The following is a 17,452-nucleotide window of genomic DNA, read 5'->3' on the forward strand; positions in this document are numbered from 1 at the left end:
GGTTTAATTTTGAGCTTACGTCTCCACAAAAGCAAGCCTCCAGACAATACAAAAAGCCCCATATCGGCTCATATGTCTTTTTAACCTTCTTTCTACTTGCTGTACTCATCAGCGTGGCTGGCTATTTTCAGCTTGGCAACCCGTTACAGGCTCAGCTGGCAAAATTTCTCCGTCCCGTCAACAAGGCTACGAGTATTGAGGGCCATGCCTGGAACTTTCTCCTCCTGGGGAGCGATAATGATGCAAAATACACTTTCCCCCAGGTACTAACGCAGGTTGTGATAGTCGTACGTGTGGATCCCATACACAATCATGTTACGATGCTCTCACTCCCACGTGACTCCTGGGTTTGGGTTCCTGAAGCCAATGGGATGTATAAGCTTGACCAGGCCTTCTACCTGGGTACACAGCATGCCAATCGCTTCGAAGATGGTATCCTTCTGACAGAGAAAACGCTTGCGGAAGACTATGGTATCAAAATTGATCGCTACGCCTGGATCGGTCTAGATGGCTTTGCTAAGCTCATCAATACCATGGGAGGAATCGATATCGAGGTACGACACCCCATTGTGGATGATGCCTATCCCGATGACACCAGACAGCAGGCCGATCCAGACAAGGCCGACAACAATGCTTACAATTATACGCGCCTCTACCTGCCACCCGGGCCACAACATCTCTCGGGAGCCGAGGCGCTCAAGTATGTACGCTCGCGGCATGGCGACCTGGTTGGAGATTTTGGCCGCAATCAACGCCAGCAGCAGGTGTTGGAGGCATTACGCCAGAGGTTGACCCTGACCAATATCATTACACATTTCTCCAGCCTTCTCAATGATATGCAGGGTGACACCTATACTGACCTGGACACAAGCGAGCTACTCAACCTGGCCAATTTCGCGCGCACCCTCGATACACACACGATTGAGCGTATCACGCTTGGGCCAGGGCAAAATGAGCAAGACTATGGCATAGCACAAGAGATCTATGACGCCACAACTGATACCACACAGGCGGTGATACTCCCAGAATGCGCGGCGCTCCAGCCACTCCTCAATCGCGTCTTTGCGCTGGCTGCCAGTACCCATAGCTGCAACGTCCAGGACCGCAATCCTGGCACCGAATACACACCTCCACCACCAAGCCCCTCTGAGCCTGGCGCAACATCAACCATCACGCCTCTGCCTACAGGTCCCTCCGAGCCTGGCGCAACATCAACCATCACGCCTCTGCCTACAGGTCCCTCCGAGTTTGACGCAACGCCAACCATCATGCCTCTCCCCGCACAGCCCACCCAACCTCCTGATGGACCATAGTCCAAGCCAGCTTGGACCCTACAACGCTTCTAGCACTCACCAGTTAAGTCAGTGAAGGACGGGCGCGGGTGAATGCCCGCGCCCGTCCTTCACTGACTTAACTCATAAGCGCCGCAGGCGCGAAAGATTGAGACACCCGATGGATGTGCTAGAATGAAGAAGCATAAAGCAGAGGCCGAATAAGAAATAAGAGAAGCGCGCCACACATATAGCGAGGAACAGGCCAGCACTTCTTTTGTTAGAACATAAAGGATAGAGTCTTGATTGAGCAGCAGTTTGGCGACCTACACTACCTGCAATTTGAGCTTTTTACCCCCTATACCAATCTAATCCATGGCGTTTTTACGCGCGCGGGCGGCGTGAGTGAGGCCCCCTTTACCGGACTCAACACCTCCACACCAGTTCTCAGCACACTACGCGACTCCGTGGAGAGCGTTATCCAGAATCGCCAACTGGTCCTGCAAGCAATGAATATGGAGGGGCGGCCCTGCGTGACGCTCTGGCAGGTCCACGAAGCAGATATTCATACGTTTACCTACCAGGATCCCTGGCGTACCGACTGGGGTCAGGTCTCCTACTATCGACCAGGCTGGGCGCCTGAGACGATTCGCAAGGGCGATGGCGTCATTACCCATGAACAAGGTGTAGGCCTGGCCATGTCGTTCGCGGACTGCACACCTCTTGTCTTCTATGATCCCGTCAAACAGGTCACCGGCATCGCGCACGGGGGCTGGCGCGGCACAGCACGAGGAATCGGACCCGCGACGATTGAGGCGATGCGCGAGCGCTTTGGCTGCCAGCCAGAAGACATCCTCGCGGGTATCGGACCCACGATTGGCGCATGCTGCTACGAGGTCTCTGAACAGGTACGCGCAATTTTTATGGGTCGCGAGCTGTTCGACGTTGCACCTACAGCTCCCCAATATCGTGAGCTTGTCCGCGAGTCAGCGACCTTTAGCACAGTCGATGTACAGGGTCGCGAGAGCCTGCGTCTCGATTTGCAAGAGACGCACCGCCACCAGTTACTCCTGGCTGGCCTGCTTGAGGAGCATATTGAGGCGGCGAACCTCTGTACTAGTTGCCATGTTGAGCGCTTTTTCTCACACCGCAAGGAGCAGGGGAAAACCGGGCGCTTCGCGGTCTTTATCGCGCTTCAAGGAGAGTGAAAAAATCCTTCTGATAGAACCAGGGATACACCTCAAACGTAATTGACATATATACACTGACTATCCATTTCAAGAGGAAAGGCTGAAAGCGGTCATCGTGATAGAGCATCAAGCACCCGATCAACAAATAGCAGAGATGAGCGCCAATATTAAACAAGTGCGCGAAAGGATCGCGGACGCGGCACACACCGCTCAGCGCGAGCCCTCAGAGGTTACCCTGGTGGCGGTCTCCAAAACGAAGCCTCTAGAAATGATACAGATAGCATATAATCTAGGTATAAGACATTTTGGTGAGAATCGTGTGCAGGAGGCCCTAAGCAAAATAGAAGTCTTTCATCCAGCAGACCTGGTCTGGCATATGATTGGACACCTGCAAACGAATAAAGCGCGCAAAGTCGTGAGTGCATTTGATATTGTACAGAGTGTAGATAGCCTGCATCTCGCCAGGACGCTTGACCGCCTGCTGGCAGAGGAGGTGACAGATCAAGAACCTGGTCGTCTGCCGATCTTGCTAGAGGTCAACGTGGCGAGTGAGGCCAGCAAGGCCGGAGTCACGCTCACTGATCTCCCTAACCTGGCGCGCCAGGTCGCAACCTTGCCGCACCTAGAGATACGTGGCCTGATGACGGTCGCGCCACAGGTCGAGGACCTAGAAGAGGTTCGCCCCTTCTTCCGTGCCTTACGCGAGGCACGCGATCATCTGCGCGACGAGATTCTGGGTCCAACCTGTACTGAACTTTCTATGGGCATGACCAATGACTATGTCATCGCAATAGAGGAAGGAGCCACCATTGTTCGCATTGGGCGGGCAATCTTTGGCGCCCGAGCATACACGTAAAGGAGGCTCGCAGTGAATTTTGAGAGTATATTGTTTAGTCGTCGTACACGCCAGAATCATGCCCTTGAGCATGCGACTATTACCATCCTGAGCCAGCGCATTCCTGAGCTAAACGTGGCCGCCCATTCCAATCCTAATGGCTTCATCGTCTTTGGTGATGTCGACCTTGGAGAGCTTCGCCGCGCGGCTGATGAGGCCCTGCATCGCCTGCAAGCGGGCGAGAAAGAGTTAGCAATCCATCCCAATTGCGGAACCAATCTCTCTGTAGGCATCTCGCTGGTCACGCTGGGAACCCTGCTTGGTATGGCCGCCAGCGAACGCCGCACGCGCCTGGCAACCGCCGCGGTCTCCTCACTTGCTGGCTGGGCCGCCGCCCGTCCGGTTGGTGAATATGTCCAACGCCACTTCACAACGCTACCCGAGTTACAGGGTGTGCGCGTGACAAGCATTACTCGTCGCCAGGTAATGGGCTTCACGCTGATCGATGTTCGTACAGTTCAGGAGTAAATAGTATATGTTACCTTTTCCCATTCTAAACATCATCGTCCAATATGGCATCGGCTTTCTGCTCCTCTCGATGCTGATACGCGCTGTCGCCTCGTGGTTCGGCCTCGATGAGCGCAACGCCTTCATCCGCTTCTTCGTCAAGGTGACCGATCCCTTTATTGTGCCTATTCGCCGCTATGTCAAACCTATTGGGATGTTCGACATCTCGTTCATCCTGGCCTGGTTCTTGCTCTACATCATCCAGATCCTGTTGCTACAGGCGCTTCCCCCCAACTGGTAACCGCAACGGTCAGGAAGGTTCACTCTATGCAGGTGCCGGTTCGGGTTATCCCCCGCAGCAACAGAAATATACTTGAATGGGAAGAGGGAGCGATCAAGGCGCGTCTCACCGCTCCTCCGGTGGATGGGGCAGCCAATGCCGCCTTGATCGCACTGCTTGCAGAGACACTGTCGCTACCCAAACGTGCTATCACGCTTGTACGTGGAGCAACCGGGCGACAGAAGATCGTTGAGATTGAAGGCCTGGAGCAGGCAGAGATCATCCAACGCCTCTCAGCCTCTTCGCAGAAAACACGATAAGCTCACTTAAATAAAAAAGTAGCGTTACGCGGTACGGACGAATGCCCATACCGCGTAACGCTACTTTTTTATAGAGGCTCTACTATGAATTTGCCAGGAACTTGCCCGCCCCGGGCTGGTTTTCCATGTGGATATAGCCTTGTTCATCGACATAGAGGATCAGCACCACCTTGTCGACCGGGTTACCATCCTGGCCCAGTGAAACTTGTCCGCTCACGCCCTGGACAGCGTTGCCACCATTGATGTTGAGCAATGCCTGGCGTATATCATCGCCAGAGAAGGTTTTCTTACCCGTACTTACTACATTCCCTGCTGCCTTGATCAATGCGAGCGTCGCATCATAGCCCAGCATGACGTTATACGATGGGCGTGTAAAGCCGTAGGGCGATCCCTTATGCTGTTGATTTGGGTCGAAATCAGCGCCATACTCGTTAAAGAAGCCTGGCTTCTGTCCACCATAGCCTAGCACATCCCACTCATCGGGATAGGCAAAGGCCGTAAAACGCAGGCGGTTAAAGCCAGCGCGACTGCTACTGGAGTATCCTCCCAGGTTATAGAGGGCATCTCCACCCAGGATCTTGGTATTGGCAAATTTGCTATTAGCTGCGACCTGGTTCATCAGCAAGGCCACGTCGCCTGAGTAGCCTGAGAAGTAGATCACATCAGGTGCCGTCGACTCATTGGCTAGATTCTGGAGTTGCGAGGTTACTGATGCCTGGTTGCCCTTGGTATACTGATAGGGACCCATCACGTTGCCGTTGAGCTTCTGGTACGCTTGCGTGAAGGCATCCGCGAGGCTACGGCTATAGGCATCGCTCTGGTCCTCGAAGACCGCCACATTCTTCGCCTGCAACTTATTCAGCGCATACTGCGCCGCTACCTGTCCCTGCACACTATCGGGTGGAGCGACGCGGAAGAAGTAGGGCGATGCCCCCGTCAGGTCATTGCTCGAAGCGGTGGACGAGAGCATGGGAATTTTGGCTGTGCTCAAGACGCCAATCGCGTTCTGAGCGTAACCGCTGTAGGGCCATCCCATGACCCCGATCAGGGTCTTATCCGTTTGCGAGAATTGCACAATCTGCCTGGCCGCCTGAGTGACATTCGTTGAGGAGGAGCCTGCGTTGGCGATCAACACGCGCACCAGCGTCCCATTGAGTTTCGCGCCATTATTGGCATTAAACTCCTTCTGTGCCACATACGCGCCCTGCAAGGCATCACGACCAGCCTGGACGACATCTTTATTCTGCCCCGTCAGGGTCGCGCCAATCACGAGCGTCACATAGGGCGCGCCCGAGGTTACAACGTGCTGGTTCTCCAGGTAGATCAAAGCCTCGGCATCATTGGTGTCCTGAGCCAGTGCCGAGTGCAGCAATGACTGGGCCGTCGATGAGTCCCCACTCTTCAGTTTCTGGGCGGCCTCTACTTTCAAATTACCATCGGGTCGGTTGGTATCGAAGGCCACCGTGCCATCGCTTAAGCCGATAAGTTCGTTGTTGATTTGCTGCACACCGATGCCATTGGACTTGACCTCAGCGGTTTGCGTCGCGACTGGCGAAGCTGCGGGGCTATTCGTTGACGTGTTGGGCGACTGTCTATTAAAGAGAAAGGGCGTGATAAAGATGACCAGCAGGATCAAGACCACCACTCCAACCAGGATAGCCAGCCCCCGCCCCAGGCCATTCCCAGAGCGACGCTGTGGAGGAGGAGGCACCGCCCTGGGTGGCGGGAACATAGGCTGCGCCCCCTGCTGCTGTCCACGATTTTGGGCTGGAGGTGGCGTTGCAGGCGCGGGCGTCGTGCTCACCGCGGGCATGGTCATCGAACCCGACGTCGAGAACATATACATGCTCGTGTCAGGCGTCATGTTAAAGCGGTCGCGCAAGATTTGCTCAATGTGCTGGCGCATCTCGGCAGCGCTCTGAAAACGCTTGGACGGATCAATTGTCAAGGCCTTTGTTAGCAACTGCTCTGTCTCGGGCGCGATCTGCGGGTTGACTGACCGCGCAAGCGGATAGCTAAAGGGGCCATAATTGCGCGGATCACGGTTCGTTAAGAGATGATGCATGGTCGCCGCCAGGGCATAGAGGTCTGAGCGCGCATCAGCTTTCCCCTGATACTGCTCAGGTGGAGCATATCCTGGCGTTCCCAGGGCCGCGGTTTGCTTTTTCGCGTTTTTCGCCGCGTCGGCGCGCGCAATACCAAAGTCCACCAGGTGGGCGCGCTTATCCTTGCTGCCAATAATGATATTGGCGGGCTTGATATCGCGATGCACAATTGGCGGCGTCTGCTGCCCCAGGTAATCCAGAATATCCAACACCTGCACGGCATAGGTCAGAACCTCGCGTTCAGGCATGGCCTTGCCCAGGCGGTCGATATGCGTCTCTAGATTCTCGCCAGGCGCATACTCCTGAACCATGAAGTAGCGTGTCCCCTCCTGAAAGCTATCTGTCACGGTGGGGATCAATGGATGGTCAAGGTTGGCCAGAGTATCTACTTCACGCTCAAAGTTGCGTACATCTTCCTGGAACTGCACCGGGTCTTTACTATCGGAGACCAACTCTTTGATGACGACACGCTTATTAGAGACGCGTGTATCTTTCGCCAGGACAGCGGTCCCCATACCACCACTCCCCAGAACCTGCTCGACGACATAGCGACCATTCTGGAGCTTTGCGTTAGGGATAAGAGAACCAGAACTTGCCAGGCCGCCACCTGTCGTAGGGGCAGTACTGACAATCGTCGCGGTGTTCGACGTCCCTCCACTACTCACGGAACTGGGCGCGGAGGAATCGAGGTAACCACCACAATTGCTACAAAAACTGTCGCCGGGAACATTATCCGTACCACAAAAAGGACATTTCATGGAATTCTGCCTACCACTTTGCAAATGAACGCGGGGCATTTACTGCTCCCGCGAGCTGTAATAAGAACGTCCTGTGATGATCTTGCTTGAATACAATCTTGAAATATCTTCTCCTCCGCATCACCACGACCTGGAACGATAATATATACATAATACACGCAAACTTGCCCTCAGCGTCAAATGAAGAGGCCTTATCACTGCTTAAGGGCAGAGAGGCTCCTCTCCTATTGAAGAGAGAAACGCCCCTCGATTCCACTCTCCATCTGAATATAACCATCATTTGAGACATGTAAAATCACAACGGCCTTATCCACCGGATTGCCGTTAGGGTCAAAGCTAATCTGTCCACTTACGCCTTGAAAGGCATGAGAGCCACTGATCTGGGCCAGGCCATTCTTCAGGTCAACCGGCGTGATCTGCGTCTTGCCCGTCTTCAAGATATTCTCCGCCCCCTTCAGCAGTGTCGTCATCGCATCATATGAGAGCATAACATCGCTGGTCGGACGTGTATATCCATAGGCTGACGGTGGGGGATTGCCGCTGGGATTATACGTCGCGCTATAAGCCGCGAAGAAGCCTGGGGTCTGATCTCCCTTGCCAAGCACCGACCACTCATCCGGGTAGGCCAGCGCGGTAAAGCGCAGCCGGTTAAAGCCAGCACGCGCGCTAGAGGTATAGCCATTAAGTTCATAGAGCGCATCGCCACCCATAACCTGGATATTTCCCGCAGGCAGATTCAGCAGGAGAACGTTCACATCAGCCGAGTGCCCCGCGAAGTAGATCACATCGGGATGTGTCGCCAGCACCCCTGGCAAAGCCTTTATGATCGATGCTCCGTTACTAGTGGTATAACGTGCCTCGGTGGCAAGCTTATTGCCATCACTTTGCCACTGGCGCTCAAAGTCTTGAGCCAGGCTCTGACTATAGGATTCAGCCACGTCCACAAACACCGCCACGCTCTTCGCGTGCAGCGTGTTCGCTACATACCTTGCACCCGCGATAGCCTCCGCCTTGTTCGTCGGGGCAACGCGGAAGAAATAGGGCGAGATCCCGGTGAGCTGGTCACTGGTTGCCGTCGGTGAGAGGAGAGGGATATGCGCCTCACCCAATAGCTGCGCACCGCCGACCGCGCGCGAACTAAAGGGCCAGCCCATGACTCCAACCACCGTCTTGTCGCTTGCCGCGATGTTCTTGATACGCTCGATTACCTGATTAATATACGTCGATTTACTGCCAGAGTTCGCAATAAGTAGCCGCACCTTGAGGCCCCCGCTCAGCTTAGCGCCATCATTAAACTCCTTTTGCGCCAGGTAGGCCCCCTGGAGGTTATCACGGCCCGCTCCCACCGATGAGCCATCACCCGAGAGCATAGTCGCGACAATCAAGGTAATATGGGGGATCGTCGCGACGCGCTGGTTCTCCAGGTAGATCAACGGCTCGGCATCTGAAGTAACTTGCGTCGATGCCTGGCTCCAGAGAGAGGTCGCGCCACCAATATCCCCCTGACGATAACGCTCCGCGGCCTGCGTCATCAAGCTCCCATTGGCCCGCCCCGTATCAAAGCTATAGCTTCCATCGCTCACACCAATCAATTCATTGCCTATTTGCGTCACGCCCAAACCAGCTTTATTCGGCTCCCTGGTTGTATGTTTACCCTGTAGCAAGCCCTGGTAGAAAAACACACCCCCACCAATCAAGAGGCAGACAAGCAAGAGGAGCAACAAGAAAAGCCACCAGGGCTGGCGACGACGGGGCTGCGGCTGTGGGCCCGTCCAGCCTGGCGTTGCTAATGGTTGTGGCATATAGGGGGAAGGGCCATATACAGGTGGCACAGGTGGCAGGACAGGCGGCGTGACACTTGTTCCCCCCTGCGGTGCCATGCGTACTGTCGGTGGGATCGCACCAGAAGCGCTCTGCCTCACTGGCGCTAGCCCACCGCTCTGCCCCACTGGTGGTGTACCTACCGTAGTAGGCGCGGAGTAGGCAGGCAACGAACTTGAAGAGGTTGCACCATAGTGCCCCAGGCTATCCGAGACGCCAAAGCGTTGCTGTAGAATCGAGACAAAGTCCTGACGCAGCGCCGTGGCGCTCTGGTAGCGCTGCGTCATATCGTTGAGCAGCGCCCGCGCCAATACGCGCTCAATATCAGGCGAGAGCTGTGGATTCAGGGTTCGTACAGGCGGATAGCTAAACGGCGCGTAGTGCCGGGGATCGCGATTTGTGAGCAAATGGTGTAGCGTAGCCCCCAAAGCATACAGATCAGAACGAGGATCGGCGTTCCCCTGATACTGCTCTGGAGGTGCATACCCAGGCGTTCCCAGCGCGGTCGTTTGCTTACGCTGGGCGTTACGCATCACCTCCGCGCGTGCGATGCCGAAATCGACCAGGTGCGCCTTCTTATCTTTACTCCCGATTATGATGTTGGCGGGTTTGATGTCGCGATGTACGATGGGGGGCGTCTGTTGGCTCAGGTAATCGAGCACATCCAGCACCTCCAACGCATAAATCAAGACATCGCGCTCTTTCAATGGCTGGTTCAGACGCGTAATCCGTTCCTCCAGCGTCTCCCCTTCCACATACTCCTGAACCATAAAATAGCGCGATCCCTCTTGAAAGTGATCGGTCACATTAGGAATAAGCGGATGATCTATATGCGCAAGCATCGCCACTTCGCGCTTGAAATTGCGCACGTCATCCTGGAAGCGGGCATCATCCGTCGAATCTGAAATAAGCTCTTTAATCACGACCGGTTTATCGTCCAGGCGATTGTCCGTTGCCTGGACTGCTGCCCCCATGCCTCCCTCGCCCAGCACTTTCTTGACGAGATAACGCCCGCCCTGTAGCCGCATACCCGACAATAACGTATGAGCGACGGTGGAAAATCCGCCAGAAGCAGGGACAGTGGGCGCATCTGAGGTAGAGGATTGCGTTTGCAACCGTTGACCACATGCGCTACAGAAACGTATTCCCTCACGCACAGGTGCTTTACAATTTGGACATTCAGTCATACCTGGCAGTTTCCTCCCTGACCAATCTTTGAGGGCTTTTTACTTTATGCCAACGCACCTATTTTCATAAAATTGCACTTAAGCCAATAAAATAAAAATCGCTACTAAAGCCTTTGTTGTTTCTCTCAATCTATATACGTATTCTGTTTTACAAAGTTTAGCAAGAATATTTAATATAAGTAAAGAGGAGGGATGGGCATGTGGCGGGGCAATTGCCCCGCCACATGCCCATCCCTCCTCTTTACTTAGAGCTATCTCCCCACTCCTTGAAATGCGCTAGAGGTGCTGGCATCGCAGAGAGATAATGCCAGGCGCAAAATGATTGGCTTTTTGCAGATACTCCTCTTCGTTCGCTTCAATCATCAGTTTGTGCATTACCACGACATCGCCATCGGGGAGGGGCTCAGTTGGCTGCAAACACAACTCCATAACCGCGCAGCCTCGCTCATAGACCTTTACCAGGCCGCCGGAGCCAGGTATACGGTAAATGCGGCTATCATACGATGGACTCGATACCTCGAGATAGCCACATTTTATGAGCTGTTGATACTGGCCCTCTGAGAGCATCTCCTGGAGCAGGGCCTTCGCTCTGCTCTCAGCCGAGAGATGCTCGCTTACTGTCTCGCGTAAACGTCCCACCCGTCCGTCAGGCGACTGCGACAGGTAATAGATCGCCAGTAGGAGAAACAGCAGCCAGATGCCGAGAAACAAACTCAGCGTTTCCAACATAAGCAGTTCTCTCCTCACCCACCGACGACACGCGGCACGAGAACGATCTGCTCTGCGGTATGGTCAAACTTATCAATACGCTCTACAGGACCTGACTCGACAACTTTGAATGCAGTTGCGCCACGTACACGCGCTTCTTCGAAGATGCGTTCCGCCTCATGTACGGCAGCCAACGCTTCGGGATCATTCGCTTCAACTTTTTTGGGGTCCCACATGATGCGATCATCACCACGACGAGACATGATCCTTAGCATACCCACAGTCGGTCTCCTTCTCCTGATGAAAAGCAAGTACAGTACCGCGCATTTTTCCTGGCATTTGCTGCTGCCAAGAAACACGATGGGATAACTTGAGAATAACACGCGAAATACCACGCGTCAAGGGTTCCTCCAGCAATCTCTCCTCTTTCGCCTTTTGTCTACCCAATAACGAAAACGTGCCAATTCACGCCCTCAAATTTCCCTTCACCTCTATTATAAATCCTCTCCCCATAGCAATCAGGCATGGTAGTGTGATGCGGATTGGCTGCCAATCCGCATCACACTACCAAACATAACGAGCGCCACAGGCGTAAGAGGACAAGCACATCCTCGCTCAGGATAAGACGATGGGCAGGCGCGCCACCAACGCGCATCGCCCACCAGCGCGCTCCTCCTGAATCAAAACGCCACCATGCTGCTCTATAATCAGGCGAGCAATGGCGAGGGCACGTAGCGTTTCGGAAGCGAGAACCCCCTTCTCACTCTCCTGGGTCTCCTGGTGATCTCCCAGTGGACCCTCTAACTCCAGGTGCAGCCAGCGCCCATTTTCCTCTGGTCTATCTCCCTCAATTGGTGTTTCACTCTCAGCCTCCACAGAGGCTAGCAGAAGCAACTGATCTTGGGGTCGGGCCTGTGCCACGAGATAGGAGAAAAAGTTGCGTAGGACCTGCTGAAGACGGATGGGATCGGCATATATAGGCGGCAAGTCCGCCACCAGCTGCGTGCTAACCTGGATCTCCGCATCTTCAAGCGTCAACTCCAGATCTTCAAGCGCATTCGTCACTAGCTCGGAAAGGTGTGTTACCTGTTTGCGAAGCCGCAATTGGCCAGTGTTCGCGCGCCCCAGCAGGAGTAGATCCTCAAGCAAAGCATATAAATATTCACTTCCTACACGCGCACGTTGCATAAACTCACGCTGCTGCTCGCTTAACTCGCCACCTACTCCACTTAACGAGAGATCCAGGTATCCATTTATCGCGTTCAAGGGAGAGCGTAACTCATGCGCGAGCCTGGAAAGGAAGCGTACCTCACCCTCTTGCTGGTGTCGCTGCGAGGCGAGAAGCGCGAGCGCCGTGGCGGACAATTCCCCCAGGCGCGCACCCACAGTGATCTCATCGTCTACCAGGCACCGAGTGTACCTCAAGGCCAGCAAGCCTTGAAGCCGTCCACGTGCCTCTAAAGGGAAGACGCCGAGCGTCTTCTCCTGGCTTCCCTTCACCAGGCTAGTCACGGGTTCCCTCAGTGCTACCGCTCGTGCCAGAAGCTCTTCTTCAGCCATCAGACACGCTGCCCGCTCGGCTGATAAGACCTCAACTCTGACCGATGGAGCGTTGGTAGTGCTCTCGGCAGCCGCCAGGGTCGCCAGAAACGAAGGGTGCGCCTGTCCATCAAGGCCATAACTATAGATATACAAATGAGCCTGTTCACAAGCTACCAGGGACTGTGCCTCGCGCAGAATCGCCTCGTAGATAGGCTCAGGCTCACTTTCGGTATTGATCACACGGGCCAGGCGCGCCAATCCCGCCGACAGTTTCCCCTCATACTCAGTAGAAATGGGCGTCGTCATACTTTATCCTGAAACTAATCGACACACAAACATATGCTATAACATGGTTTTTCACAGTATATCATTATCAGTCCACCCATCAGGATAATTGACACGTCTCGTGGGATTGTAGGGTCCAAGCTGGCTTGGACTCTCCCGCTGGAGGAAGTGCTCTGCTGGCGGGCAAAAGTCCAAGCCAGCTTGGACCCTACAATTTATTGGGAGGGAGGGCCGCCAGGTTGGGATGTCGCCAGCAGGCCAATTTTCTGGAGGGGTTGCGTAGTGGCGTCGGCAAAGGAGGGCTGGCCAGCGGCTACCAGGGGCAAAGTAAAGATAATACGCGCCCCCATGCCAGGGGCGTTCTCGGCCCAGACACGCCCTCCATGGGCCTCGACAATCGCGCGCACAATAGAAAGCCCCAGACCACTTCCCCCGCCTCCCTGTGCCTGGCGTGAACCATCGATGCGATAGAAGCGTTCGAAGATGCGCGCAAGCAACTCAGAGGGGATGCCCTTACCAGTATCGGTGACTGAGATCAGCAACTCGGCTCCCCGCACCTGAGCATCGACCACGACCTGCCCTCCCGACGGCGTATGTTGGAGCGCATTGTCACAGAGATTGGAGACAACACGCGTGATCATATCCGCATCCGCCTCGACCTGGGGAAGTTCAAAGGAGATATTATTCAACGGTTCCACATCCACACGCTCAAATTCGGGGGCCAGGACCGCTATCGCCTCATCGACCAGGGCCGCCATCCGTAGCGAGGTGCGTTGTGGGTGGAGGGCCCCCGCCTCTACCTTGGCCATGACATGCAAGTCCTTCACCAGGCGCCGCAGGCGTAGCGTTTCACGTACAATGATACGCCCCGTCGCCTCGTAATCCTCGCGGCTCTGGTTAATCCCATCGACCATAGCCTCGCCCAGGCCCGCGATGGCGGTGAGCGGCGTCGCCAGGTCATGGGTAATATTCATGATCAGCTCGCGGCGCCAGAGTTCCTGTTCGCGCAGGGCCTCCACGTCCTGGTGCAACTGAGAGGCCATTTCATTGAATGTAGTTGCCAGCTCGCCCAGTTCGCCCATCGCCTGCCCCTGTACACGGACATTATAGTCGCCTACGGCCATCTGGCGTGTCGCGATCGTCATTTTTTCCAGCGGTCGCGTAATCGTACGCGCGAAGAGGATGGCCCCTAGCGCAGCCAGCAGAGCCACCACGACCAGCGCCAGCAGCATCACACTCCCCACATTTGAGATGTATAGTGGCAAAGACTGCTCTACAGTCGAACGGGGGGCGACAAAAAGCACACCCACAACCTCGTGGTGTGAGTCCCCATCAGCGAAGAGTGGCCGCATAATAAAGGATTGTGGCAACAATTTGTTACCTAGAGTATCTGTGACGGTGTCACCATTCTGCGCCTGGGCAAGATCATTGCGGAACCGGGTAATATCGCTGCCCTTCTGGCTAGGATCCAGGTACTTGGTAATAAAGGCATAGATGGCACGTATCTGCGCGGTACGCATCAGTTGTTTGGATGACACTTTTGACTGCGTAGGATAGGCGATTCGATTGTTTGCTCCCAACACCACATTCACAAAGGTCTGGTCTTGTAAGTTCTTCAAGGGCGCGACTGGTAGCGTCATCACAGAAGCTTTTTGTAGGGCGGCGGCGCTGGTCTCGCCAATACTGAGTTGATGACTATATTCACGCCCAATCTGTTGGGCACGGGTCTCCGATAGCTCATTCAACTGCGTTTTCTGGTCACTATCATAGTAGTAAAGTATAGCCAGAATCGCCGTTGCCACCAGCAGGATCATCGCCAGCATCGTGACCCCAACCGATCCCAGGGCCAGGCGCCAGCGAATACTCTGCCACCAGCGCATACGTTTCTGCGTCATCGCTCTCTCCCGATACTGCTCAAACAAGCGCGCTCTTTGTCCTAACGAGCACCCTTTATCTCAAAACGGTAGCCCACACGCCACACCGTCTTGATGTAGCGCTGCTGCTCTCCCGCCTCGATCTTCTTACGCAGGGCGCTAATATGCACATCGATGGTATGTCCATCGCCCAGATAGTCATAGCCCCAAACTTTGTTCATCAATATCTCGCGTGTAAAGACCCGGTCGGGCGATTGGGCCATTAAAGCCAGGAGATCGAACTCGGTTGGTGTCAACGCAACCTCACGCCCCTGCACCTCCACTCGCCGTGCCAGCAGATCAACCGAGAGTCCTGGGAAGCGCAGAACCGACTTCTCATCCTCTTTCGTCGCCTTAGAAGCAGGCATAGTCTCCTGGCTCGATGGGATACGGCGTAGTATGGCGCGCACACGACTGACCAGCTCACGCGGGCTAAATGGTTTTAGCAAGTAGTCGTCCGCGCCCAATTCAAGGCCATTGATGCGGTCGTCCTCGGCGCTACGCGCAGTCAACATCAGAATGGGGGTCTGTGACCAGGCCCGGATGCGCCGACAGACCTCAAAGCCATCGATGGCGGGCAACATAATATCCAGGACCACCAGGTTGGGGTGCTCACGAGCATGCAACGCCAGGCCGTCGGCGCCATCGCGCGCGACAATGGTCAGGTAGCCCGCATCCTTAAGATAGAGGTTGAGTAAATGGATAATACCTTCTTCATCTTCAATGATCAAAATTTTCTGCGCCATGGCTCTTTACTCCAAAACCCACCAGGCAATAGCCACCATAATTCTTTCGCTTTACACAGTATCTTAGCATAGCCTCAACAGAAAAAAAGACCTTTTCATCCGCCCACGTGCAATCTTGAGCAAATCTTGAAACCCACAAGAGATTTTGTTCACCTTTGCGTCATAGAATATGCATGTATCAACTTATTGGTGGTATGGGATGTGGTATGGCATTGCCGCAGGCAATGCCATACCACATCCCATACCACCCTGTAAAGCGTCGTAGGCGCTGAGAACTCCTGATAAATAGCAAAGTAGATATACATAGGCTATCCAAAAAAGAGGTTTAAATCATGAAGAAAACAATCTTTGTCGGCCTGGGGAGCCTGGCCCTTGTAGTCGCGGCTCTCTTTGGCGCGTTCTTCTTTACACCACTATCGGCATTCGCCAGTAGCGTTATCAACCAGGGCGCAACTACGACTACCAGCGATGCTACATATTGCCAGCAGTTTCAGCAAGATATGGCCAAGCGCCTGAACATCTCTGTTGATCAACTCAAGAACGCACACCAGCAGAGCGCGTCGGATATCCTGGACCAGATGGTGAAAGATGGGAAAATCACCCAGGCTCAGGCAGATAAGCTCAAGCAGAACCTGGGCAAGCACCAGTGGTGTGGCTATAACGGGAAGGGCGCACAGTCATCAGCCGTTCGCCAGTACCTGGTACAGCATCGCACTGACCTGGTAAACGCACTCGCGAAAGATCTGAAACTGACCTCAGACCAGCTCACCAGCGATATCAAATCCGGCAAGACACTGGTCGATATCGCCAAGGCCCAGGGTGTCTCTGAGCAGGACCTACAAAAAGACGTGCAGAATGCCGTGACGACCGTACTCAAACAAGGCGTCAGCCAGGGGCAGCTCACCCAGAGCGAGGTTGACCAATTCACAACCGCCATGGGCAAGCACCCCAACTACCTCAAGATAGTGATCAATCACGTTGGGAAGGGCAAAAAGACCAAATAACCCACTTCCTTTGCTACCCATTCCTTAGTAACCTTTTTCACGCGAGAGACCGGAGCTGTTCCGGTCTCTTTTTTGTGACTACATACACTCAAATAATTCAATACGGCTCAGATTTATACTGAAAGAGAACAGGCATCTACCTAGAGGAGAAGAGTCGTCTCATGGAGCAGCAACCGCACAGTCATAATCCACGCCAGCCACAAAGATATTCTGAGCCACATGAAGAGGCAATATACCAGGACCACCAGGCGCCGTTTCCCGCTTCAACGCTGCCACACGCCAGCCTGGACCCTTATCAACGCAATTACTATAGCGAGCAGACCCAGACAGTCTATCCTCACCCAGGCCAGGAAGGTTCCTTTGTAACCGCGCAAGACCCCTATGCCACTCACCCCACGTTCCCCCCTTACCAGGAGTACGCTCGCTACCCCTACTGGCAGCCACAGCCCAGGAGAGCCAAACAGCACATGCGCAAATGGCTCTATATCACCACGGCGGCCCTGGTGGCAGCTCTCGTCCTGGTAGCGGTCGTCACGCTTGCCTTCATACCGAGGCTCAATAGCCTCTATCCACATCCCAATGGGGCACAACGCCCAGGCATCATACAATTTCCCGGTCTTCCGCACGCGGCAAACAATACAGGTGGACAGAGTCCATTTCTTCCAGGCCACTCCATGCCGCTAGTGCTACGCCAGCATCTCTCTTCCATACGCACACAGATGGCCAACGACCTGCATACCTCGCCAGAGGCCCTGATCCAGGAGCTGCAAGGTGGAGAGGATATCGCGCAGGTCGCCAGCAATCATGGTGTCTCAAGCACGCAGTTACAGCAACTGATCAGTGATACACTCCATAGCAACCTGCAACCCGAGGTCGACAACGGGACCCTAAGTCAGCAGCAAGTAGACACCTTTATCGAGCGCGCCCAAAATAATCCCGCAATCCTGACGCATCTACTGGCGAGCAGCGATACATAAAGA

15 protein-coding genes are annotated in these 17,452 nt (G+C 54.5%); 8 read left to right on the forward strand and 7 right to left on the reverse strand.

What is annotated here, in order from left to right:
- The first annotated feature begins 113 nt into the window (after nt 1-113).
- The 6 genes from KTE_RS10310 (at nt 114) to KTE_RS10335 (ending at nt 4,403) form a co-directional block, all read left to right on the forward strand.
- On the forward strand, nt 114-1,313 hold the full coding sequence (locus KTE_RS10310) for an LCP family protein (protein WP_201380740.1): 1,200 nt from the start codon (nt 114-116) through the stop codon (nt 1,311-1,313).
- A 260-nt stretch (nt 1,314-1,573) separates the two neighbouring features.
- Nucleotides 1,574-2,479, forward strand: a complete 906-nt coding sequence (pgeF, locus tag KTE_RS10315; protein WP_201380742.1) for a peptidoglycan editing factor PgeF — start codon at nt 1,574-1,576, stop codon at nt 2,477-2,479.
- A 97-nt stretch (nt 2,480-2,576) separates the two neighbouring features.
- Nucleotides 2,577-3,317, forward strand: coding sequence for a YggS family pyridoxal phosphate-dependent enzyme (locus KTE_RS10320; RefSeq protein ID WP_201380744.1), 741 nt, complete (start codon nt 2,577-2,579; stop codon nt 3,315-3,317).
- Nucleotides 3,318-3,329: 12 nt separating this feature from the next.
- Nucleotides 3,330-3,824: a DUF6391 domain-containing protein gene (locus tag KTE_RS10325; RefSeq protein ID WP_007907791.1), complete on the forward strand. Its 495-nt coding sequence runs from the start codon at nt 3,330-3,332 to the stop codon at nt 3,822-3,824.
- A 7-nt stretch (nt 3,825-3,831) separates the two neighbouring features.
- The gene (locus KTE_RS10330) at nt 3,832-4,104 is read left to right on the forward strand and encodes a YggT family protein (RefSeq protein ID WP_007907793.1); all 273 of its coding nucleotides are present in this window, start codon (nt 3,832-3,834) and stop codon (nt 4,102-4,104) included.
- Nucleotides 4,105-4,130: 26 nt separating this feature from the next.
- A complete protein-coding gene (locus KTE_RS10335; protein ID WP_201380746.1) occupies nt 4,131-4,403 on the forward strand; it encodes a DUF167 domain-containing protein in 273 nt (90 codons plus the stop codon).
- An 82-nt stretch (nt 4,404-4,485) separates the two neighbouring features.
- On the opposite strand, the gene KTE_RS10340 is transcribed toward KTE_RS10335, so the two are convergent.
- From KTE_RS10340 to KTE_RS10370, 7 genes are all read right to left on the reverse strand, one after another.
- Entirely contained in the window at nt 4,486-7,266 is a 2,781-nt protein-coding gene (locus tag KTE_RS10340; RefSeq protein WP_201380748.1) for an ABC transporter substrate-binding protein, read from the reverse strand.
- A gap of 224 nt (nt 7,267-7,490) precedes the next feature.
- Nucleotides 7,491-10,274: an ABC transporter substrate-binding protein gene (locus tag KTE_RS10345; protein WP_201380751.1), complete on the reverse strand. Its 2,784-nt coding sequence runs from the start codon at nt 10,272-10,274 to the stop codon at nt 7,491-7,493.
- 276 nt (nt 10,275-10,550) lie between these two features.
- The gene (locus tag KTE_RS10350; RefSeq protein ID WP_201370794.1) at nt 10,551-11,003 is read right to left on the reverse strand and encodes a hypothetical protein; all 453 of its coding nucleotides are present in this window, start codon (nt 11,001-11,003) and stop codon (nt 10,551-10,553) included.
- 14 nt (nt 11,004-11,017) lie between these two features.
- Nucleotides 11,018-11,257 (reverse strand): hypothetical protein, encoded by a 240-nt coding sequence (locus tag KTE_RS10355; RefSeq protein WP_236037995.1) that lies wholly within the window; start codon nt 11,255-11,257, stop codon nt 11,018-11,020.
- 340 nt (nt 11,258-11,597) lie between these two features.
- Nucleotides 11,598-12,830, reverse strand: a complete 1,233-nt coding sequence (locus KTE_RS10360) for a HAMP domain-containing histidine kinase (RefSeq protein ID WP_201380753.1) — start codon at nt 12,828-12,830, stop codon at nt 11,598-11,600.
- Between the two features lie 194 nt (nt 12,831-13,024).
- Nucleotides 13,025-14,704, reverse strand: coding sequence for a HAMP domain-containing sensor histidine kinase (locus tag KTE_RS10365; protein WP_201380755.1), 1,680 nt, complete (start codon nt 14,702-14,704; stop codon nt 13,025-13,027).
- Nucleotides 14,705-14,745: 41 nt separating this feature from the next.
- Nucleotides 14,746-15,468 (reverse strand): response regulator transcription factor, encoded by a 723-nt coding sequence (locus KTE_RS10370; RefSeq protein WP_201380757.1) that lies wholly within the window; start codon nt 15,466-15,468, stop codon nt 14,746-14,748.
- A 332-nt stretch (nt 15,469-15,800) separates the two neighbouring features.
- On the opposite strand from KTE_RS10370, the gene KTE_RS10375 reads away from it, so the two are divergent.
- Both KTE_RS10375 and KTE_RS10380 read left to right on the forward strand, forming a co-directional pair.
- On the forward strand, nt 15,801-16,472 hold the full coding sequence (locus KTE_RS10375) for a hypothetical protein (RefSeq protein WP_201380759.1): 672 nt from the start codon (nt 15,801-15,803) through the stop codon (nt 16,470-16,472).
- Nucleotides 16,473-16,633: 161 nt separating this feature from the next.
- Nucleotides 16,634-17,449 (forward strand): hypothetical protein, encoded by an 816-nt coding sequence (locus KTE_RS10380; protein WP_201380760.1) that lies wholly within the window; start codon nt 16,634-16,636, stop codon nt 17,447-17,449.
- Nucleotides 17,450-17,452 lie beyond the last annotated feature (3 nt).

The organism is Ktedonobacter sp. SOSP1-85 (assembly GCF_016587415.1).
Taxonomy (GTDB): Bacteria; Chloroflexota; Ktedonobacteria; order Ktedonobacterales; family Ktedonobacteraceae; genus Ktedonobacter.